General features: G+C 72.6%; 13 protein-coding genes. All 13 read right to left on the bottom strand.

From position 1 onward, the window contains the following. Positions 1-135: 135 nt before the first annotated feature. The 13 genes from serA to ligA all read right to left on the bottom strand — a co-directional run bounded on the left by serA (position 136) and on the right by ligA (position 21,280). Positions 136-1,725 carry a phosphoglycerate dehydrogenase gene (gene serA, locus ACGF0D_RS01260; RefSeq protein WP_392874189.1) on the bottom strand — a complete coding sequence of 530 codons (1,590 nt, stop codon included), beginning with the start codon at positions 1,723-1,725 and terminating at the stop codon, positions 136-138. A 241-nt stretch (positions 1,726-1,966) separates the two neighbouring features. Further along, positions 1,967-2,965, bottom strand: coding sequence for a ketol-acid reductoisomerase (gene ilvC / locus ACGF0D_RS01265; RefSeq protein ID WP_097236149.1), 999 nt, complete (start codon positions 2,963-2,965; stop codon positions 1,967-1,969). 104 nt (positions 2,966-3,069) lie between these two features. After that, a complete protein-coding gene (gene ilvN, locus ACGF0D_RS01270) occupies positions 3,070-3,594 on the bottom strand; it encodes an acetolactate synthase small subunit (protein WP_049657946.1) in 525 nt (174 codons plus the stop codon). Positions 3,595-3,679: 85 nt separating this feature from the next. Continuing rightward, positions 3,680-5,533, bottom strand: coding sequence for an acetolactate synthase large subunit (locus ACGF0D_RS01275; protein ID WP_392913520.1), 1,854 nt, complete (start codon positions 5,531-5,533; stop codon positions 3,680-3,682). A gap of 329 nt (positions 5,534-5,862) precedes the next feature. Further along, positions 5,863-8,814 carry a putative bifunctional diguanylate cyclase/phosphodiesterase gene (locus tag ACGF0D_RS01280; RefSeq protein ID WP_392874192.1) on the bottom strand — a complete coding sequence of 984 codons (2,952 nt, stop codon included), beginning with the start codon at positions 8,812-8,814 and terminating at the stop codon, positions 5,863-5,865. Positions 8,815-9,310: 496 nt separating this feature from the next. Then, positions 9,311-12,349 (bottom strand): AAA family ATPase, encoded by a 3,039-nt coding sequence (locus ACGF0D_RS01285; protein WP_392913522.1) that lies wholly within the window; start codon positions 12,347-12,349, stop codon positions 9,311-9,313. A gap of 152 nt (positions 12,350-12,501) precedes the next feature. Next, the gene (locus ACGF0D_RS01290) at positions 12,502-12,660 is read right to left on the bottom strand and encodes a hypothetical protein (protein ID WP_158077676.1); all 159 of its coding nucleotides are present in this window, start codon (positions 12,658-12,660) and stop codon (positions 12,502-12,504) included. 282 nt (positions 12,661-12,942) lie between these two features. Then, positions 12,943-14,454, bottom strand: coding sequence for an Asp-tRNA(Asn)/Glu-tRNA(Gln) amidotransferase subunit GatB (gene gatB, locus ACGF0D_RS01295; RefSeq protein WP_392913524.1), 1,512 nt, complete (start codon positions 14,452-14,454; stop codon positions 12,943-12,945). An 83-nt stretch (positions 14,455-14,537) separates the two neighbouring features. Further along, entirely contained in the window at positions 14,538-14,798 is a 261-nt protein-coding gene (locus ACGF0D_RS01300) for a hypothetical protein (RefSeq protein WP_392872845.1), read from the bottom strand. After that, entirely contained in the window at positions 14,795-16,288 is a 1,494-nt protein-coding gene (gene gatA, locus ACGF0D_RS01305; RefSeq protein WP_392872847.1) for an Asp-tRNA(Asn)/Glu-tRNA(Gln) amidotransferase subunit GatA, read from the bottom strand. The genes ACGF0D_RS01300 and gatA overlap by 4 nt, the downstream gene beginning before the upstream one ends. A gap of 5 nt (positions 16,289-16,293) precedes the next feature. After that, complete coding sequence (gatC, locus tag ACGF0D_RS01310) at positions 16,294-16,590, bottom strand: Asp-tRNA(Asn)/Glu-tRNA(Gln) amidotransferase subunit GatC (protein WP_030057414.1); 297 nt, start codon at positions 16,588-16,590, stop codon at positions 16,294-16,296. Positions 16,591-16,836: 246 nt separating this feature from the next. Beyond that, positions 16,837-18,669, bottom strand: a complete 1,833-nt coding sequence (locus tag ACGF0D_RS01315; RefSeq protein ID WP_392872850.1) for a putative bifunctional diguanylate cyclase/phosphodiesterase — start codon at positions 18,667-18,669, stop codon at positions 16,837-16,839. A gap of 322 nt (positions 18,670-18,991) precedes the next feature. Continuing rightward, on the bottom strand, positions 18,992-21,280 hold the full coding sequence (gene ligA / locus ACGF0D_RS01320; protein WP_392913526.1) for an NAD-dependent DNA ligase LigA: 2,289 nt from the start codon (positions 21,278-21,280) through the stop codon (positions 18,992-18,994). Between the last annotated feature and the right edge of the window lie 17 nt (positions 21,281-21,297).

Raw genomic sequence — 21,297 nt, forward strand, 5'->3', positions numbered from 1 at the left:
GTGGGGGGGGGGCCCCGCGCCGGCCCCCCGGCCGCCCAGTGGGCGCCCCGGGGCCCCCGGGGGCGCCCCCCCCGCCCCCGGGGGGCCCCCCCCCCGGTGGGGGGGGGGGCCCGCCCCCCCGCCGGAGCCGGTGGATCAGCCCAGGTCGACCGAGCGCGCGAAGCGGGCGCCGATCTCGGCGGCGATGGCCGACAGCACCTCCTGCGGGATCTCGGTGTCCACGGTGATGGAGGCCAGCGCGCTGCCGCCGTCGCGGGCGACCTGCATGCCGGCGATGTTGATGCCCGCGTCGCCGAGGTGGCGGCCGAGCACGCCGACCACGCCGGGGCGGTCCTCGTACTTGAAGAAGGCCATGTGGTCGGTGAGCGCCACGTCCACGTCGAAGGCGTCCACGCCGACGATCTTCTGGGTCTGCTTGGGGCCGGCCAGCGTGCCGGAGATGGCGATCTCCTCGCCGCCCGCGAGCGTGCCGCGGACGGTGATCACGTTGCGGTGCTCGGGGCTCTCGCTGGAGGTGGTCAGGCGGACCTCGACACCGCGCTCCTGGGCGAACAGCGGGGCGTTGACGTAGGACACCGTCTCCGCCACCACGTCCTCGAACACGCCCTTCAGCGCGGACAGTTCGAGCACCTTGACGTCGTGCTGGGTGATCTCGCCGCGGACCTCGACGTCGAGGCGCACGGCCACCTCGCCGGCCAGCGCGGTGAAGATCCGGCCGAGCTTCTCGGCCAGCGGCAGGCCCGGACGGACGTCCTCGGCGATCACGCCGCCCTGGACGTTCACCGCGTCCGGCACCAGCTCGCCGGCCAGCGCGAGGCGCACCGACCGGGCGACGGCGATGCCGGCCTTCTCCTGCGCCTCGTCGGTGGAGGCGCCCAGGTGCGGGGTGGCGACCACGTTGTCGAAGGCGAACAGCGGGGAGTCGGTGCACGGCTCCTTGGCGTACACGTCCAGACCGGCGCCGGCCACCCGGCCGTCGCGCAGCGCGTTCGCCAGCGCCTCCTCGTCCACGATGCCGCCGCGGGCGGCGTTCACGATGCGGACGGTCGGCTTGACCTTGTGCAGCGCGTCGTCGCCGATCAGGCCGATGGTCTCCGGGGTCTTGGGGAGGTGGACGGTGATGAAGTCCGAGACCTCCAGCAGCTCCTCCAGCGAGACCAGCTTGACGCCCATCTGCGCGGCGCGGGCGGCCTGGATGTAGGGGTCGTACGCGACGATCTTCATCCCGAACGCGGACATCCGCTGGGCGACCAGGACGCCGATCCGGCCGAGGCCGACGACGCCGAGGGTCTTCTCGCTCAGCTCGACGCCGGTGTACTTGTTGCGCTTCCACTCGCCCTGCTTGAGCGCGGCGTTGGCCGGCGCGATGTTGCGGGCGACGGAGATCAGCAGGCCGCAGGCGAGCTCGGCGGCGGTGACGATGTTGGAGGTCGGCGCGTTGACGACCATCACGCCGGCCTTGGTGGCGGCGGAGACGTCCACGTTGTCCAGGCCGACACCGGCCCGGGCGACGACCTTGAGCTTGCGGGCCGCGGCCAGCGCCTCGGCGTCGACCTTGGTGGCGGAGCGGATCAGGATCGCGTCGACGTCGGCGATCGCGGTGAGCAGCTCGGTGCGGTCGGCGCCGTTGCAGTGGCGGATCTCGAAGTCGGGGCCGAGGGCGTCGACGGTGGCGGGCGAGAGCTCTTCGGCGATCAGAACTACGCCGGTCTTCGCAGTGGTCACAGTGCTCACGACAGTGGGTCCTTAACTGTCCGGTTCCCCCGGGCACGTGGGTGGCGTGGAGGGCGGGGGAAGGTGGCATGCCGCGTGAGTAGACGCACGACGCTGTGGGCCTGACGCGCACTCGGAGTGTATCGACGGGCTGGGTGGCGGGCTGCTCCCGTCCGGCGAAATCACCCGGACGGGAGCAGCCTACTTGTACAAGCGAGTTACAAAATCAGGGCCGGGAAGGGCCTTGACGAGCTCAGGCCTTCTCGTTGACCCAGCTCATCAGCGAGCGCAGCTTCTTGCCGGTGGTCTCCAGCAGGTGGTCCTCGTCGGCCTTCTTGTACTCGTTGTACTTGGGCAGACCCGCCTTGTACTCGGCGATCCAGGTGTTGGCGAAGGTGCCGTCCTGGATCTCGGCGAGGACCTTCTTCATCTCGGCCTTGGTGGCGTCGGTGATGATCCGCGGGCCGGTGACGTAGTCGCCCCACTCGGCGGTCTCGGAGACCGACCAGCGCATCTTCTCCAGGCCGCCCTCGTACATCAGGTCGACGATGAGCTTCAGCTCGTGCAGGCACTCGAAGTAGGCGATCTCCGGCTGGTAGCCGGCCTCGACCAGGGTCTCGAACCCGGCCTTCACCAGGGCGGCGGTGCCACCGCAGAGGACGGCCTGCTCACCGAACAGGTCGGTCTCGGTCTCCTCGGTGAAGGTGGTCTTGATGACGCCGGCCTTGGTGGCGCCCAGGCCCTTGGCGTACGACAGCGCCAGGGCGAAGGCGTTGCCCGAGGCGTCCTGCTCGACCGCGACGATCGCGGGGACGCCGCGGCCCTCCTCGTACTGGCGGCGGACCAGGTGGCCCGGGCCCTTCGGGGCGACCATGCAGACGTCGACGTCCGCCGGGGGCTTGATGAAGCCGAAGCGGATGTTCAGGCCGTGGCCGAAGAACAGGGCGTCGCCGGCCTTCAGGTGCGGGGCGATGTCGGCCTCGTAGACGTCGGCCTGGATCGGGTCCGGCACCAGGATCATGATGACGTCGGCCTCGGCCGCCGCCTCGGCCGGGGTGACGACGCGCAGGCCGGCCTCCTCCGCCTTGGCGCGGGACTTGGACTCCGGCTTCAGGCCGACCCGGACGTCGGCGCCGGAGTCGCGCAGCGACAGCGCGTGGGCGTGGCCCTGGCTGCCGTAGCCGATGACCGCGACCTTGCGGCCCTGGATGATGGACAGGTCGGCGTCGTCTTCGTAGAACAGCTCGGCCACGGGGGCACATCTCCTTGCGTGGTGGTTGCCGGGTACGCGGTGTTCACCGTATGCGCACCGGCGGGGGGTTTGGGTCGTTGCTTCAGGGTTTGAGATGACGCCGGTCAGGCGCTGCGGTCCAGGGCGCGCAGCGAGCGGTCCGTGATGGAGCGCGCGCCGCGGCCGATGGCGACCAGGCCGGACTGGACCAACTCCTTGATGCCGTAAGGCTCCAGCATCCGGAGCATGGCCTCCAGCTTGTCCGAACTGCCGGTGGCCTCGATGGTCACCGCTTCGGGCGACACGTCGACGGTCTTGGCACGGAACAGCTGGACGATCTCGACGATCTGCGACCGGGTCTCGTTGTCGGCGCGGACCTTCACCAGGACCAGTTCCCGCTGGATCGCAGCGGACTGGTCGAGTTCGACGATCTTTATCACGTTCACGAGCTTGTTGAGCTGCTTGGTGACCTGTTCCAGCGGGAGGTCCTCGACGTTGACCACGATCGTCATCCGGGACACGTCCGGGTGCTCGGTCGAGCCGACGGCGAGGGAGTCGATGTTGAAACCCCGCCGGGAGAACAGTGCGGCGATGCGGGCGAGCACGCCGGGCTTGTTCTCGACCAGGACGGAGAGGGTGTGCTTGGACATGGGGTTCCTCAGTCGCACAGGAGGGGTCCGGCACAGCCGGTCCCGAGAAGGGTGGTGGCGGGCGACGGGCGGGCGGGCAGGGACATCAGTCGAGATCGTCGCCGAAGTCGGGGCGCACGCCCCTGGCGAACTGGATCTCGTCGTTGCTGGTGCCGGCCGCGACCATCGGCCAGACCATGGCGTCCTGGTGGACGATGAAGTCGATGACGACCGGACGGTCGTTGATCTCCATCGCCTGCTTGATGACGGCGTCGAGGTCCTCGGGGCGCTCGCAGCGCAGGCCGACGCAGCCCATCGCCTCGGACAGCCGGACGAAGTCGGGGATCCGGGTGCCCTGGACCGGCGGCTCGACGCCGTCGTGGCCGGGGCCGGAGTGCAGCACGGTGTTGGAGTAGCGCTGGTTGTAGAACAGCGTCTGCCACTGCCGGACCATGCCCAGCGAGCCGTTGTTGATGACCGCGACCTTGATCGGGATGTCGTTCAGGGCGCAGGTGACCAGCTCCTGGTTGGTCATCTGGAAGCAGCCGTCGCCGTCGATGGCCCAGACCGCGGTCTCCGGCCGGCCGGCCTTGGCGCCCATCGCCGCGGGGACGGCGTAGCCCATCGTCCCCGCGCCGCCCGAGTTGAGCCAGGTGCCCGGCTTCTCGAACTGGATGAACTGCGAACTCCACATCTGGTGCTGGCCCACGCCGGCGGCGTAGATCGCGTCGGAGCCGACCATCCGGCCGATCCGCTCGATGACCTGCTGCGGCGAGAGCTGCCCGTTCGGGGCCGGCTCGTAGCCGAGCGGGTAGGTCTTCTTCCACTCGTCGAGCCGCTCCCACCATTCGGTGTAGTCGCCCCTGTGGCCGGCGTCGAACTCGGCCTGGACGGCGACGATCAGGTCGGCGAGGACCTCGCGGGCGTCGCCGACGATCGGCACGTCCGCCGGGCGGTTCTTGCCGATCTCGGCCGGGTCGATGTCGGCGTGGACGACCTTGGCGTTGGGGGCGAAGCCGTCCAGCTTGCCGGTGACGCGGTCGTCGAAGCGGGCGCCGAGGGTGAACAGCAGGTCGGACTTCTGGAGCGCGGTGACGGCGGGGACGGAGCCGTGCATGCCGGGCATGCCCAGGTGCTGCGGGTGGCTGTCCGGGAAGGCGCCGAGCGCCATCAGGGTGGTGACGACCGGGGCGCCGGTCAGCTCGGCGAGGATCCGCAGCTCGGCGGTGGCCTGCGCCTTGAGCACGCCGCCGCCGACGTACAGCACCGGGCGCTTGGCGCTGACCAGCAGCTTCGCGGCCTCGCGGATCTGCTTGGCGTGCGGCTTGGTCACCGGGCGGTAGCCGGGCAGCGCGGTCTCGACCGGCCAGCGGAAGGTGGTGGTCGCCTGGAGCGCGTCCTTGGCGATGTCGACCAGGACCGGGCCGGGGCGGCCGGTGGCGGCGATGTGGAAGGCCTCGGCGATCACCCGGGGGATCTCGGCCGGGTCGGTGACCAGGTAGTTGTGCTTGGTGATCGGCATCGTGATGCCGCAGATGTCCGCCTCCTGGAAGGCGTCGGTGCCGATCGCCTTGGAGGAGACCTGGCCGGTGATGGCGACGACCGGCACCGAGTCCATGTAGGCGTCGGCGATCGGGGTGACCAGGTTGGTCGCACCCGGTCCCGAGGTCGCCATGCAGACCCCGACCCGGCCGGTGGCCTGGGCGTAGCCGGTGGCGGCGTGACCGGCGCCCTGCTCGTGACGGACCAGGATGTGGCGCACCTTGACGGAGTCCATCAGGGGGTCGTACGCGGGAAGGATGGCCCCGCCCGGAATACCGAAGACGGTGTCCGCGCCCACGGCCTCCAGGGAGCGGATGAGCGACTGGGCGCCGGTCATGGTCTCGACGACGTGCTGGGGAGCGGGAGCGTTGGCGGCCGGGTTGTCCCCGCGGCGGGGGGATGCGGCGTGCTCGGTCATCTGCCTGTCTCTTCTCGGGTTTTGCCGACCCGGTGTGCGGGCCCCGGTGCTGCGAGGGTGGGGTCCCGGTCCGGGTCGATCGCCGGCTCTGCCTCAATCGTCCCGCTTGATCCGACAGGTCGGACTTGCTCGGGGGTCGAGGCCAGGGGTCTTGCGGAGGTGGAACAGCGTCAGTGCAACAAAAAACCCCTCGTGCCCAAGGGCATGCGAGGGGTGGCGCGTCGGTCTGTCACGAGCAGGGCGTACGAGCCCACTCAGCCGACGCGCCCGCCAAGTACGAGAATTCGGGTGCGCATGGCAACGACCTTCCTCCCGTGCGGGGCAACGTGTCAAGCAGGTGGGACGACCGTCTCGCCATGCGGACCCCCCGACGGACCAGTAACGGCACGGTGTTCGGGCAGGTCAGAGCCGCCATGGTGATGTGCGCCACGTCCCGGCGTGGCGTCCGCCCGGCCGTTCGGGCGGCCACCCGTCCGGGTGTCGTCGACGGTCGGCGGGTACGGGCGGCGGGCCGGGAGCGGACCCGTCGACGTGGGCAGTGGGTAGTCGCGGCGGGCCAGCGCCCGGCGCAGCCGGGGCTCGTCCAGGGGCGGGGCGAAGGCCGAGCCCTGGGCCTGTCCGCAGCCCAGCTCGCGCAGCGCGGCGACCTGGCGCGGCAGGTCCACCCCCTCGGCGGCGGTGACCATCCCGAGGTCGCGGCCGAGTCGCAGCGCGTGCCCGGCGAGGGTGCGGCTGAGCGGGGATTCGCCGAGGTCCTGGACGAGGGTGCGGTCGAGCTTGAGCCCGTCCAGCGGCAGCCGGGCGAGGGCGCCGAGCGAGCCGCCACCGGCGCCGTACCCGGCCAGCCAGGTGGAGACGCCGAGGCCGCGCAGGGCGGTGAGCCGGCGGCCGAGCTCGTCGGCGAGCGAGTCCGGGCCCATCCGGGCCACCTCGATCACCAGTTCGTCGGCGGGCAGCCCGCTGTCGCGCAGCGCCGCGGCCACCGTCTCGTACAGGCCGGGCGAGCAGAGCCGCTCGACGGACAGCCGGACGGCCACCGGGACGGGCTCGGGCAGTCCGCGGCCCCGGCCCGGCAGGCCGCGGCGCTCGGCGGCCGCGCTGACCGCCTCCAGGACCAGCCAGCGGGAGAACCTGGTCGCCGCGTCGCCGTGCTCGGTCGAGCGCAGGAACTCGGCCGGGGTGAGCAGCAGGCCGCCGACCGAGCGCCAGCGGGCCTGGGCCTCCACGCCGGTCACCGCGCCGCTGCCGAGGTCCACCACGGGCTGGTGGAGCAGCGTGAAGCCGCCCTCCCGGACGGCCAGCCGCAGCCGTTCCTCCAGTTCGGTGCGGCGCTCCAGGTCGGCCCGCATGGCGGGGGTGTAGAGCACCACCCGGCCCTTGCCCTCGGACTTGGCCCGGTACATCGCGAGGTCGGCGTTGCGCATCAGCTCGTCGGCGGCGGCCCTGGGGTCGGCCGCCGGGCCGCGTTCGGGGGCGCCGAAGGCGATGCCGATGCTGGCGGCGACGCTGAGTTCGGCGCCGCCGATCCAGTACGGCTCGGAGAGCGCGAGGCGCAGCCGCTCGGCCAGTTCCTGGACCTGGAGGCGGCCGAGCGGGCCGCAGACCAGCGCGGCGAACTCGTCGCCGCCGAACCGGGCGACGGTGTCCCCGCAGCGGACGGCGCCCTGGAGCCGGCGGGCGGCCTGCACCAGCAGCTCGTCCCCGACCTGGTGTCCGGCGGTGTCGTTGACCGCCTTGAAGCCGTCCAGGTCGAGGAAGAGCACCGCGATCCCGGCCCCGGTCTCGCCCTGCTGGCCGCGGGCGCCGAGGGCGGCCCGCAGCTGCTGGGTGAACAGCGCCCGGTTGGGCAGGTCGGTGAGCGGGTCGTGGAAGGCGTTGTGGTGCAACTGGGCCTGGAGCATGACGCGTTCGGTGACGTCCCGGCTGTTGAGCAGCAGGCCGTCGCGATGTCTGCTGACACTGGACTCGACGTGCAGCCACTCCCCCGCGCCGGAGCTGATCCGGCACTCGACCCGGGCGGAGGGCACGGCGGTGCCGGGGCTGCGGTGGGTGGCGAGCCGGACTCTGGCGAGGTAGCGGCGGACCTCGGAGAGCACCCGGCCGACGTCCTCGGGGTGCACCAGGTCCAGCAGGTTGCCGCCGACCAGCTCCTCCGGGTCCCGCCCGTAGACGCCGAGCGCGGCCGGGGAGACGTAGGAGAGCACGCCGTTGGCGCCGGCGATCATGATGACGTCGCTGGAGCCCTGCACCAGGGAGCGGAAGTGCGCCTCCTTGTGGGCGAGTTCCTGGGCCAGCGACAGGTTGTCGAGCAGCATCACGCCCTGCCTCAGGATCAGCGCCAGCCCGACGGTGCAGGCCGCCGCGGCCACCACCCGGTCCAACTCCCGCCCGCCGAGGGCGTTGTAGAGGATTCCGGCGGTGCAGACCGCGGCGGCCGCGTACGGGGTGAGCGCACTGAAGGTGGTGGCCACCCGGCGGTGCGGCAGGCCGCCGGCCGAGGGGTGGTCGCGCAGCGGACGGCGCCAGCGCGGCGACCACGGCGCCCAGCCCAGCAGCAGACTGCCGGCGAACCAGCCGGCGTCCAGCAGTTCGCCCGAGTGGTAGCTGCTGCGCAGTTCCGGGGAGGTGAACAGGGCGTCGCAGGTGACGGTGACGGCGAGCGCCAGCATGGCCGTGTGCACCGCCGCCCGGTTGCCGTCCCGACCCCGGAAGCGCAGCCCGACGACCAGGCTGACCAGCAGGATGTCCAGCACGGGGTAGGCCAGGTTGAGGGCCAGGCGCAGCGGTGAGCCGTCCTCCCCGGCCGCGATCCGGCCGAGCGCCAGGCTCCAGCTGAGGGTGAACAGCGAGCCGGCGATCAGCCAGCCGTCGAGCAGCAGGCAGAGCCAGCCGGCCGCCGTGCGCGGGTGCTGGGCGAGCACCAGGACGCCGGTGATGGCGAGCGGGGCGAACAGCAGGAAGGCGTACTCGGCGAGCGAGTCCTCGGGCAGCGGGGAGCGCAGGACCAGCTCGTACCAGCCCCAGGTGCCGTTGCCGAAGGCGACCATGAGCGAGGAGAGGCCGAACAGCAGCCAGGCCGGGCGGGCGTGCCCACCGACGGTGCAGCCGTACACCAGGCAGGACAGGGTGGCCGCCAGGGCCGCCGCGGCCAGCCCGAAGTCACCCATGAAGACGGACAGTTGGTGCGATCCCCAGCCCGCGGCGGCGCCCCAGGCGTAGGCCGCGCAGAGCGCGCCCAGGACGAAGCCGGGCAGCGCGCGGCTGTCCCGGATCCGGCACAGCCGTCTACAGCGGACGGCTGCGGGCACGTCGACGGCGGACGTGTCGACGCGCGGCGCGTCCGGCCGCCCGGTTCCGGGCAGCACCGTTTCGGTGGAGCTCACTCGGCCTCTCCCCCTCCGGCCCGGGGCCTCGCGCCCCGGCCACGGACCACCGGCCGCGCACCTCTCGGACGTACGCGGTGGCCTGGCGCCCCGTCAGGACGGCGGCCCAGGGGGCGGGCGGCCTGCCGGACGCCACACCGTACCGATGCTCCCAAAATGGACCCTACACCAATTCCGTCACTCAATGACACACACACTCAACTTAGAGTAATGGCGAAAGGGTGGGGAAATGCCCCCGATTCCTACGGATCGGCCCGGTTGGCGGCGGCGCGCGGACGGGGGCTCACGCGGCGCGCACGGGAGCACGGGGAGGCGCCCGAACACCGGTGCCAGGGTGGACGAACGGCGGGCCCGGACCGGCCCAAGCCGGTCCGGGCCCGTGCCGGCGCCCCGTTCAACGGCCGGAGGAGGCCAGGTCGTCCGGGAACAGCCGCAGCCGGTGCGCCAGCGCCGCCGCCTCGCCCCGGCCGCCGACCGCGAGCTTGCCGAGGATGTTGGAGACGTGCACGCTCGCGGTCTTCGGAGAGATGTACAGCTCCTCGGCGATCTGCCGGTTGGTCCAGCCGCGGGCCAGCAGCCGCAGCACGTCCCGCTCACGGGGGGTGAGGTTGAAGGAGTCCCCGGCGGCCTGGGCCGGCACCGCGGCCGCCCGCTCGGCCGGGGCGAGGCTCAGCCCGGCCCGCTCGGCCAGCGCGGCGATCTGCCCGCCGAGCGGCCGGTCGTCCCGGACGGCCGCCAGTTCGGCCGCCTCGCGCAGCAGTTCGGCACCGGCCTCGCGCCGGCCGGCCTGCACCTCGGCCTCGCCGGCCCGCAGCAGGGCGAGCGCCAGCGGGTACGGCAGGCCGGTCGGCCGCAGCGCCTCGACCGCGGCGGCCCACTCCCGCGGGGTGTCGGCGCCCTCGGCCCGGGCCAGTTCGGCCTCCAGCAGCCGGGCCCAGCCGTGGTGCAGCGGCGCCCTGGGCCGTAGCTCGGCGGCGGCCTCGGCGATCACGGCCAGCGCCCCGGGCCGACCCGCCTCGGCCTGCGGCAGGCCCCGGCTGTCCGCCTCCACCGCGGCCGCCTCGGCCAGCAGCGGGTAGACGTCGGACTCGTTGCCGGTCCTGCCCTCCTCCGCGAGCGCGGCGAGCAGTTCGTCCCGGGCCTCCAGCGGCCGCCCGCCGAGCGCCGCGATCCGGATCGCCAGCCGGCTGATCGGCACGCTGTGCTGGACCTGGCCGATCCGGTTCGCCGCCCGGGCCTGCGCCAGCATGGCCGCCGCGGTCGCGAGGTCCCCGGCCAGCACGGCGAGGTCGCCGCGCATCCGGTCCAGGAACTCGGCGTGGGTGCCGGTCAGGCTGGTCGACTCGTAGCCGGCCAGCACCTCGGCGGCCTCCCGCACCCGTCCGAGGTCGGTCAGCGCCTCGACCAGGTTGCCGGTCAGGATGGCGCCGATGTTGCGCAGCAGGCCGTTGCCGTCCGCGAACTCCAGCCCCTCCCTGGCCAGCCGGACGGCCGCCTCGGGCCGGCCCAGCCCGCGCTGCATGCTGGCCAGGTTGTTGATGCCGCGCAGCAGGAGGTCGGGCACGCCCAGCAGGCGGGCCCGCTCGACCGCGCCGGCGAGTTCGGTCAGCCCGCCCTCGGCGTCGCCCTGCACGTCGTAGCGCAGGCCGCCGAGGGTCATCCGGGCGTGCACCTCGACCGAGTGGGCGCCGACCTCCTGGGCGATCCGGATCGCCCGCTCGGCCAGCTCGACGTGCTCGGGCCCCGGGGTCTTGAGCATGGCGGAGTTGGCGCTGAGCGCGAACACCTCGGCCTGCACGGCGGACGGCGGCAGGTGCTCCACCAGCCGGTGGGCGTGGGCGATCTCCTCCTCGTCCCCGGAGCGGCGCAGGCTGCCCAGCATCCGGGCCCGGTTGATCCGGAACCAGGCCGCCCGCACCGGGTGCTCCACCTCGTCGACCAGCCGGATGCCGCGCTTGGCCAGGCTCAGGCCGCGCTCGCGGTCGCCGCTGCGCCGGGCCGCGACCACCGCCTCGGCCAGCACGTCCTCCAGCTGGATCCGGTCGCAGTCCTCGTCCGCGGCGTCGTGGTCCCGGGAGCCGGGCGGGTAGGTCTCGGCCCAGTCGTACGGGCGCAGGGTGTGCGCCAGCACCTCCTCGGAGACCAGGTCCCACAGTTCCAGGGCCCGTTCCAGCATGCCGAGTTGCTCGGCGAAGGCGTTGCGGCGGCGGGCCGCGCGGGCGGCGTCCAGGGCGGTCGGCAGGGCGCGGGCCGGATCGTGCGCGTGGTACCAGTAGTTGGCCAGCCGGGCGGCCAGCGCGTCGCCGGGGACCAGCTGCGGCTGGGCCTCCACCGCGAGCGCGAACTTGCGGTTGATCCGGTGCCGTTCGCCGGGCAGCAGGTCGTCCGAGACGGCCTCGCGGACCAGCGCGTGCCGGAACCGGTAGCCCTCGCCCTCGCTGTCCGGGCGCAGGATGTTGGCGCCGACGGCCACCCGCAGCGCCTCGATCAGCGCCTCCTCGTCGTCCAGGACGGCGGCCAGCAGGGCGTGTTCGACGTGCGAGCCGCCCTCGGCGGCGATCCGCACCACCCGCTGGGCCTCCTCGTCCAGGCCCTCGACCCGCACCAGCAGGATGTCCCGCAGCGAGTCGGTCAGCCCGGCGCCGAAGCCGTCCTCGAAGGCGGTGGCCAGCTCCTCGACGAAGAACGGGTTCCCCTCCGAGCGGCGGTGGATGCGGTCCACCAGCTGGCGGTCGGGGGCGGCGGTGCCGAGGATGCCGGCCAGCTGGGCGGCCACCTCGCGCCGGCCGAACCGCGCCAGCTCCAGCCGCTGGACGGTGCGCAGCCGTTCGAGCTCGGCCAGGAAGGGGCGCAGCGGGTGCCGGCGGTGCAGGTCGTCGGTGCGGTACGTGGCGACCAGCAGCACCCGGGAGCGGTGCAGGGTGCGCACCAGGAAGGCGAGCAGCTCGCGGGTGGAGCGGTCGGACCAGTGGAGGTCCTCGACGGCGAGGACGAGGGTACGCTCCGCGCCGAGCCGCTCGAACAGCCTCGCGGTGTGCTCGAACAGCCGGGCCCGGCTGTACTCGTCGTTGGGTTCGCCGTCCACCTCGCCGAACTCGGACAGCAGCAGGGCGAGATGGCTCTCGCTGCCGGCCGCGGCGGCCTCCAGTTCGGGGCCGAGCGAGCGGTGCAGCCGTCGCAGCGCGGCGGCCAGCGGCGCGTACGGCAGGCCCTCGGCGCCGACCTCCAGACAGCTGCCGAGCGTGGTGACCGCCCCCTGGGCCGCGGCCCGCTCCAGGAACTCCTCCAGCAGCCTGGTCTTGCCGACCCCCGCCTCGCCGCCGACCAGGACGGCCTGCGGACTGCCGGTGCCCGCGCGGCGCAGCGCGTCGGTCAGCTCGGTGATCTCGCTGCCGCGGCCGACGAAGACGGGGCTGACCGATGTCTGCTGCATGGAGGCGAGCATGCCATAGCCGGTGGGGCCCGGCCGAGGGGTTATCTCCCGAGGCGAACGGGGTTCCGAGCCCGAACGCCCGGAGGGGGAGACGCCCGTTCGCGGCGTCTCCCCCTCCGGAGCTCCTTCGGCACCGTCGTGGTGCCGAACCGTCAGCATTCGGGCCGACGCACGGGGCGCCGCTGGAAGCGGGCGGCCACCGGGCGCTGCCGCAGTCGGCGGGCCTCCTTGGCCTCGCGCACCAGGCGCTCGTGCTCGGCGCGGGCCACGAGCTCGTGGGCCTGTTGCTGGAAGGTCTGGTACTCGATCATTTCCGGTTCCCCCTCGGGTTCTCACTCCGTCTTGCTGACAGGTAAGAGCTTCCTCCGCCAGTGGGGGGTGCCGCATCGGGAGCCTGCCGCATCTTCCGGGGCCCAGCTGCCTTAGATCGGTCGCCAAGAAAGGTTTAAGGCCCCGCCTCACCTAGATACATAGGTGAGGCGGGGCCTTAGGCCTTACTTAGAGGGCCTTAGATGCCTTAGATACCTTAGGAAGGCAGGCTTGACAGGCCGGGTGGCACTCAGGCGGAGACGCCGAGCTTCTCCGGACTGTGCTCACTGTCCTTCCACGGCAAGCCGCTCCAGGATCAGATCCTTCACCCGGGCGGCGTCGGCCTGGCCGCGGGTGGCCTTCATGACCGCGCCGACCAGCGCGCCCACGGCCTGGACCTTGCCGTCGCGGATCTTGGCGGCGATCGCCTCGTTCTCGGCGATGGCCTGGTCGACGGCGGCGCCCAGCGCGGAGTCGTCCGAGACCACGGCCAGGCCGCGCTTCTCGACGATCTCGTCCGGCTCGCCCTCGCCGGCCAGCACGCCCTCGATGACCTGGCGGGCCAGCTTGTCGTTCAGCTTGCCCTCGGCGACCAGCGCGGCGACCCGGGCGACCTGCACCGGGGTGATCGGCTGCTCGCTCAGCTCGGTGCCGGTCTCGTTGGCGCGGCGGGCCAGCTCGCCCATCCACCACTTGCGGGCCTGGTCGGCCGGGGCACCGGCCGCGATGGTCTCCTGGATCGGGCCCACCGCACCGGCGTTGAGCACCGACTGCATGTCCTTGTCGGACAGGCCCCACTCGGCCTGCAGCCGGGCGCGGCGCACCCGCGGCAGCTCGGGCAGGGCGGCGCGCAGCTCCTCGACCCACTCGCGGGCGGGGGCCACCGGCACCAGGTCCGGCTCGGGGAAGTAGCGGTAGTCCTCGGCGTTGTCCTTGATCCGGCCCGAGGTGGTGCTGCCGTTCTCCTCGTGGAAGTGGCGGGTCTCCTGGATGATGGTGCCGCCGTCGGTCAGCACCGTGGCGTGCCGCTGGATCTCGAACCGGGCGGCCCGCTCCACGCTGCGCAGCGAGTTGACGTTCTTGGTCTCCGAGCGGGTGCCGAAGGTCTCGGTGCCGTTCGGGCGCAGCGACAGGTTGACGTCGCAGCGCATCTGGCCCTTGTCCATCCGGGCCTCGGAGACGTCGAGCGAGCGGATGACCTCGCGCAGCTCGGCGACGTACGCCTTGGCGACCTCGGGGGCACGCTCGCCGGCGCCGACGATCGGCTTGGTGACGATCTCGATCAGCGGGATGCCGGCCCGGTTGTAGTCGAGCAGCGAGTGGGTGGCGCCGTGGATGCGGCCGGTGGCCCCGCCGACGTGGCTGGACTTGCCGGTGTCCTCCTCCATGTGGGCACGCTCGATCTCCACCCGGAAGGTCGAGCCGTCCTCCAGCTGCACGTCGAGGTAGCCGTTGAAGGCGATCGGCTCGTCGTACTGCGAGGTCTGGAAGTTCTTGGGCATGTCCGGGTAGAAGTAGTTCTTCCGCGCGAACCGGCACCACTCGGCGATCTCGCAGTTCAGCGCCAGGCCGATCTTGACGGCCGACTCCACGCCGACCGCGTTGACCACCGGCAGCGAACCCGGCAGGCCCAGGCAGGTCGGGCAGGTCTGGCTGTTCGGCTCGGCGCCCAGCTCGGTCGAGCAACCGCAGAACATCTTGGTCTTGGTACCCAGCTCGACGTGGACCTCAAGGCCCATCACCGGGTCGTACGACGCGAGAGCGTCCTCGTAGGAGACCAGGTTCATGACGCTCACAGCGTCCCTTCTCACTTGAAGCTTGGGAGGTACGGGCCCGGCCGCCGCATCGCGCGGGGCCGGGCCGGGGCGCTCAGCTCGGCTCAGCCCAGCAGCACGTCGTCGGAGCCCAGCCGGCGCAGCTCGCGCACCAGCAGGGCCGTGCCGGTGACCAGCGCGGCCGCGCCGACCAGGGCGTTGACCAGCTTGAGGGTGTCGCTCTCCTCGCGGGCCCTGCGGACGTCCTTGACGACGGAGATCGCGCCGAACGCGCTGGTGCCGATGGACAGCCACAGGCCGGGCTTGCTGTGCTTGAAGCCCTTGAGCGACGTGGACTGGGCCTTGGCCTTCTCGATCTTGCTCACAGTGCCGGTGCCTCCTCCAGCAGGGTGTGCCCCCACTTGTCGTTGAGCGCGGCCTCGACGGCACCGCCCACGCGGTACAGGCGGTCGTCCGCCATCGCGGGTGCGATGATCTGCAGGCCGACCGGGAGATTGTCCTCCGGCGCCAGGCCGACCGGCAGCGACATGGCCGCGTTGCCCGCGAGGTTCGACGGAATCGTGCACAGGTCGGCCAGGTACATCGCCATCGGGTCGTCGGCGCGCTCGCCGATCGGGAAGGCGGTGGTCGGCGTGGTCGGCGAGACCAGGACGTCCACGCCCGCGAAGGCGGCGTCGAAGTCGCGCGAGATGAGCGTACGGACCTTCTGGGCCGAGCCGTAGTAGGCGTCGTAGTAGCCCGAGGACAGCGCGTAGGTGCCCAGGATGATGCGGCGCTTGACCTCGGGGCCGAAGCCGGCCTCGCGGGTCAGGGAGGTGACCTCCTCGGCCGAGCGGCTGCCGTCGTCGCCGACCCGCAGGCCGTAGCGCATCGCGTCGAAGCGGGCCAGGTTGGAGGAGCACTCGCTCGGCGCGATCAGGTAGTACGCCGGCAGCGCCAGGGTGAACGACGGGCAGGAGACCTCGACGACCTCGGCGCCCAGCTCGCGCAGCAGCTCCACCGACTCGTTGAAGCGCTGCATCACGCCGGCCTGGTAGCCCTCGCCGGCGAACTCCTTGACGACGCCGATCCGCATGCCGCGGATGTCGCGCATCTTCGCGGCCTCGACCACGGCCGGGACGGGCGCGTCGATCGAGGTGGAGTCCAGCGGGTCGTGCCCGGCGATGGCCTCGTGCAGCAGGGCCGCGTCCAGCACGGTGCGGGCGCACGGGCCGCCCTGGTCCAGGCTGCTGGAGAACGCCACCAGGCCGTAGCGGGACACCGAGCCGTAGGTCGGCTTGACGCCGACGGTGCCGGTGACGGCGCCGGGCTGGCGGATCGAGCCGCCGGTGTCGGTGCCGATCGCCAGCGGGGCCTCGAAGGCGGCCAGCGCGGCGGCCGAACCGCCGCCGGAGCCGCCGGGGATGCGGGAGAGGTCCCACGGGTTGCCGGTCACGCCGTACGCGGAGTTCTCGGTGGAGGAGCCCATCGCGAACTCGTCCATGTTGGTCTTGCCGAGGATGACGACGTCGGCGTCCTTGAGACGGCTCGTCAGCGTGGCGTCGTACGGCGGGATCCAGCCCTCGAGCATCTTCGAGCCACAGGTGGTCGGGATGCCCTTGGTGGTGAAGACGTCCTTGAGCGCGAGCGGGACGCCGGCCAGCGGGCCCAGCTCCTCGCCCTTGGCGCGCTTCTCGTCGACGGCCCTGGCCGCGGCCAGCGCGCCCTCGGTGTCGACGTGCAGGAAGGCGTTGACCTTCTGGTCGACGGCGTCGATGCGGTCCAGGTGGGCCTGCGCGACCTCGACGGCGGACACCTCGCCCTTGGCGATGGCGCTCGCGGTCTCGGCGGCGGTGAAACGAATCAGCTCGGTCATCTCGGTCAGTCCTCCCCGAGGATCTGCGGCACACGGAAACGCTGCTCCTCGGCGGCGGGGGCGCCGGACAGCGCCTGCTCCGGGGTGAGCGACGGCCGTACCTCGTCCGCACGCATGACGTTGGTCAGCGGCAGCGGGTGGGAGGTCGGCGGGACGTCCTGTCCGGCGACCTCGGAAACGCGGGCGACCGCGCCGATGATCACGTCGAGCTGCTCGGCGAAGTGGTCCAGCTCTTCGGGCTTCAGCTCAAGACGCGACAGCCGGGCGAGGTGGGCGACCTCCTCGCGCGTGATGCCAGGCATGCAGCGATCCTCAGGGTGAGTTCTGGTGAGACCCGGCGGTGCCTTGCGGGCGGCGCCGGGCCCGGGCAGGAGCAGCCGGGTTCGGCGCTCCGTCCTCGTGGTCTTTGGACCCCATCCTATGGGGCCCGTCCCCCACCCCGGCCAACGAGTGAGCCGAGGCGCCCGTCACCGGTCGCCCACCGGGCCGTCCACCGGTCGCTCCACCCGTTCGTCCACCGCCTCCACCGGTTCACCCGCCGGCCGCCGTCACCGCCGGACGGCGGCGTCCGGCGGGCGCTGCTGCGGCTGGGTGCGGGCGGCGGCGCACCCCTGCTGCTCGACCTCCCGGTGCGCGGCCTGCACCATCTGCGCCACCGGCGGCAGCGGGGGCGGGGCGACCGGCGGCCGGACGGGCGGGAGCGTCGGCGGCAGCACCGGCGGCCCGGCCGGCTGGGCGACCGGCTTGGCGCCCTGGCCCGGCCGGAAGCCGGCGTGCAGCTGGGGCGGCACACCGAGCCGCTCCACCGGCGGGGCGCCGGTGCGGTGCACCCGCAACCAGGCGGTGGCCTGCTCGGCCGGCAGCGCGGCCGACACCAGCCAGCCCTGGACGGCGTCCACGCCCATGCAGTGCAGCCGCTCCCAGGTCTCGTCGTCCTCGACGCCCTCGGCGACCACCGTCAGGCCCAGCGAGTGGGCGAGCTCCACCGAGCATCGGACCACCGCCGCGTCGTGGTCGTCGGCGACCATCCGGGAGACGAAGGAGCGGTCGATCTTCAGCTCGCCGACCGGCAGGCTGCGCAGCCGCACCAGCGAGGAGTGCCCGGTGCCGAAGTCGTCCAGGGACATCCCGACGCCGTAGCCGCGCAGCTCGGCCAGGGTGTCGGCGGCCCGCCGGGAGTCGTCCAGCAGCAGCCGCTCGGTGATCTCCAGCTGGAGCGCGTGGGCCGGCACCTGGTGGCGCACGAGGTGGCCGGCCACCCGCTGGGCGAAGCCCGGGTTGAGCACGTCGCGCGGCGAGACGTTGACCGCGACCTGCACCTGGAGGCCCTGGTCGCGCCAGTACGCGAGCTGGCCGACGGCGGCCTCCAGCACGTAGTCGGTGAGCCGGGGCATCAGTCCGCTGGACTCGGCGAGCCCGACGAACTCGTCCGGCGAGACCTTCCCCTGGCCGGGCCGCTCCCAGCGCAGCAGCGCCTCCAGGCCGACCACCCGACCGTCGAAGGCCACCTTCGGCTGGTAGTGCAGCTGCACCTCGCCGGTCTCCAGCGCCCGGCGCAGGTCCCCCAGCAGTCCGATCCGGTACGGCGTGTCGGCGTCCTGGGTCTCGTCGTACTGGGCGACGCCGCTGCACCCGCGCTGGGCGTGGCCCATCGCGACGTCGGCCCGGCGCAGCAGCGCCTCGGCGTCCTGGGCGTGCTGCGGGTAGACGCAGACGCCGGCGCTGGCCTCCAGGACGAGCAGCAGTCCGTCCAGCCGGATCGGGGCGGCCAGTTCGGCGATCAGCGCCTTGGCGACCCGCTCCAGGCTGTCCGGGCAGTTGATGCCGGGCAGCAGGACGGCGAACTCGTCGCCGCCCATCCGGGCCACCATCGGGCGGCCGCGGCGGTAGTGCCGGGGCAGCCCGGCGAAGACGTCGTCGATGGACTCCCTGGTGGCGCTGCCGGCCGGGCCGCCGGAGCGCAGGGCCCGGTGCAGCCGGCGGGAGATGTGAACCAGCAGCCGGTCACCGGCCGTATGACCGAGTGTGTCGTTGAGTGATCGGAAGCGATCGAGGTCGAGCAGGATGAGACCGACGCTGTAGCCCTGCTCACACTCCGCGATCGCCTCCTGGGCGGCCAACAGCAGGGCCTGACGGTTGGGCAGATCCGTCAGCGGGTCGCTCAGCTGGTCCCGGGCGCGGTCCCGGGCGATCCGCCAGGCCGCCACCAGCACCGCCAGGGGCACGGCGAACAGCGGCAGCAACTCGGGTTCGTACCGGTAGACCAGGACGGCCAGCGGGATGAGCGGCGCGGCTCCGGCCAGCAGCACGCCGAGCAGCAGGACCGCACCCGCCACCCCCTGCGGCGGGCGTGTGGGCGCACCGCCGGTCGTACGATCCATAAGCCCTGTCCTCCGTCGGGCCCGCCCCGTCAGGCCGCCTTACGGTGAGGCACCGTGCCGGTACCGACAGCTGCCGGGCATGGAGCGACCCCGAGGAGCACCGGCCCAGCCGGTGCCCCCACCCCTGCTGACACTCTGTTGCGCTCCAGGGTATGCCGGGCTCCACCCGGTGGGCAGACTTTCGGACAACCGGAAACGCGCCACCGCGCTCGGGTGTCACACAGTGACACAATGCCCGCTTTCACTGTGTGGCACCCGGTGACGCTGCATCAGGACGATAACAACACCGATCCGGTCACGGACCGCTCGGGTCGGCTCGGGATCAGTCCTCGACGGGCTTCTTCTCCACCCCCACGGCCTCCTCCGGCTCCGGAAGTCCCAGGTGGGCGCGGGCGGCGGCCGGCCCGTCGGCGAGCAGCACGGCGAACCCCGCGTCGTCCAGGACCGGCAGGCCGAGCTGAACGGCCTTGTCGTACTTGGACCCTGGGTTGTCACCAGCGACCACGAAATCGGTCTTCTTCGAAACCGAACCGGTCACCTTCGCTCCGCGCGTGGTCAGCGCCTCCTTGGCGCCGTCCCGGGTGTGGCCGGCCAGGGTGCCGGTCACCACCACGGTCAGGCCCTCCAACGGGCGCTCCGCCCCCTCCTCGTCGGCGAACTCCTCGGTGAAGCGGACACCGGCGGCGCGCCACTTCTCCAGGATCTCCCGGTGCCAGTCGACCTGGTACCACTCCCTGATCGAGCGGGCGATGGTCGGACCGACCCCCTCCGCGGCGGCCAGCTCCTCCTCGGTGGCCGCGAAGATCCGGTCCAGGTCGCGGAACTCCCGGGCCAGCACCTGCGCCGCGACCGGGCCGACGTGCCGGATGGACAGCCCGTTGAGGTAGCGCCAGAGCGGCCGGTCCCTGGCCTTGTCGAGGTTCTCCAGCAGCAGCCCGGTGGTCTTCTTCGCCGCGCCCGTGGTGGTCGCGAAGAAGAACACCTCCTTCTCCTCGCCGGTGACGTCGTCCAGCTTCGGCATGCCCGTCTTCTGGTCGCGCACCAGCACCTTGATCGGCAGGAGCTGCTCCTCGGACAGCCCGAAGATGTCGCCCTCGTTCCTGACCGGCGCCTCGGCCGGCTCCAGCGGCTGGGTCAGCGCGGTGGCCGCGACATAGCCGAGCCCCTCGATGTCCAGGCAGGACCGGCCGCCGAGGAAGGCGATCCGCTCCCGGATCTGGGCCGGGCAGAACCGGGCGTTCGGGCAGCGCAGGTCGATGTCCCCCTCGGACATCGGCCGCAGCTCGGTGCCGCACTCCGGGCAGTGCGAGGGCATCACGAAGGCCTGCTCGGTGCCGTCCCGCAGGTCGTACACCGGGCCGAGGATCTCCGGGATGACGTCGCCGGCCTTGCGCAGCACGATGGTGTCGCCGAGCAGCACGTCCTTGGCCTTGACGATCTCCTGGTTGTGCAGCGTCGCGTACTGCACCATCGAGCCGGCCACCTTCACCGGCTCGGCCAGCACCGCGTACGGAGTGGCCCGGCCGGTGCGGCCGACGCCGACCTTGATCTCGGCGAGCCTGCCGGTGACCTCCTCCGGCGGGTACTTCCACGCGATCGCCCAGCGCGGGGACTTGGAGGTGGCGCCGAGCCGGCCCTGCAGGGCGATCTCGTCCACCTTCACCACGACGCCGTCGATCTCGTGCTCGACCGAGTGCCGCTGCTCGCCGAAGTGCTTGATGAAGGCCCGCACCTCGGCGAGCGTCCCCACCACCTTGTTGTGCCGGGCGGTCGGCAGGCCCCAGTCGTGCAGCAACCGGTACGCGTGCGACTGGTTGTCGATGTCGAAGCCGACCCGGGCGCCGATGCCGTGCACCACCATGTGCAGCGGGCGGGAGGCGGTGACGTGCGGGTCCTTCTGGCGCAGCGAACCGGCGGCGGCGTTGCGGGGGTTCATGAACAGCCGGATCATCGCCCGGGGCCGCTTGCCCTCCTTGGCGCGCTCCTCGTTCTCCTGCCGGCGGCGCTCGTTCTCCTCCGCGAAGGACGCGTTGAGCGCGTCGAAGGCCTCGGTCGGGAAGTAGACCTCGCCGCGGATCTCCACCAGCTCCGGGATGTCGTCGCCCTTGAGCTGGTGCGGGATCTCCTTGATGGTGCGGACGTTGGCGGTGATGTCCTCGCCGACCCGGCCGTCGCCGCGCGTCGCCGCCTGCACCAACTGGCCGTTCTCGTAGGTGAGGTTGACGGCCAGGCCGTCCACCTTGAGCTCGCACAGGTAGTGGTAGTCGATGCCGTGCAGCTCGGTGGCGACCCGCTCGGCCCAGGCGGCCAGCTCCTCGTCGTCCATCGCGTTGTCCAGGCTGAGCAGCCGCTCGCGGTGCTCCACCTCGGCGAACAGCCCGGCGGCGGCCCCGCCGACCTTCTGGCTCGGCGAGTCCGGGGTGACCAGGGCCGGGTGCTCGGCCTCGATCGCCTCCAGCTCCCGCATCAGCGCGTCGAACTCGGCGTCACTGACGACCGGCGCGTCCTGCTCGTAGTACCGGGCCCGGTGGTCGGTGATCTCCTGCGACAGCTCGACGTGCCGCCTGCGCACCTCCGCCGGGACGTCCTCCCAGCCCTCGACAGCCGTCACCGCAAGCCTCCTACCTT

The organism is Kitasatospora sp. NPDC048298 (genome assembly GCF_043201465.1).
In the GTDB taxonomy this organism is placed as follows: domain Bacteria; phylum Actinomycetota; class Actinomycetes; order Streptomycetales; family Streptomycetaceae; genus Kitasatospora.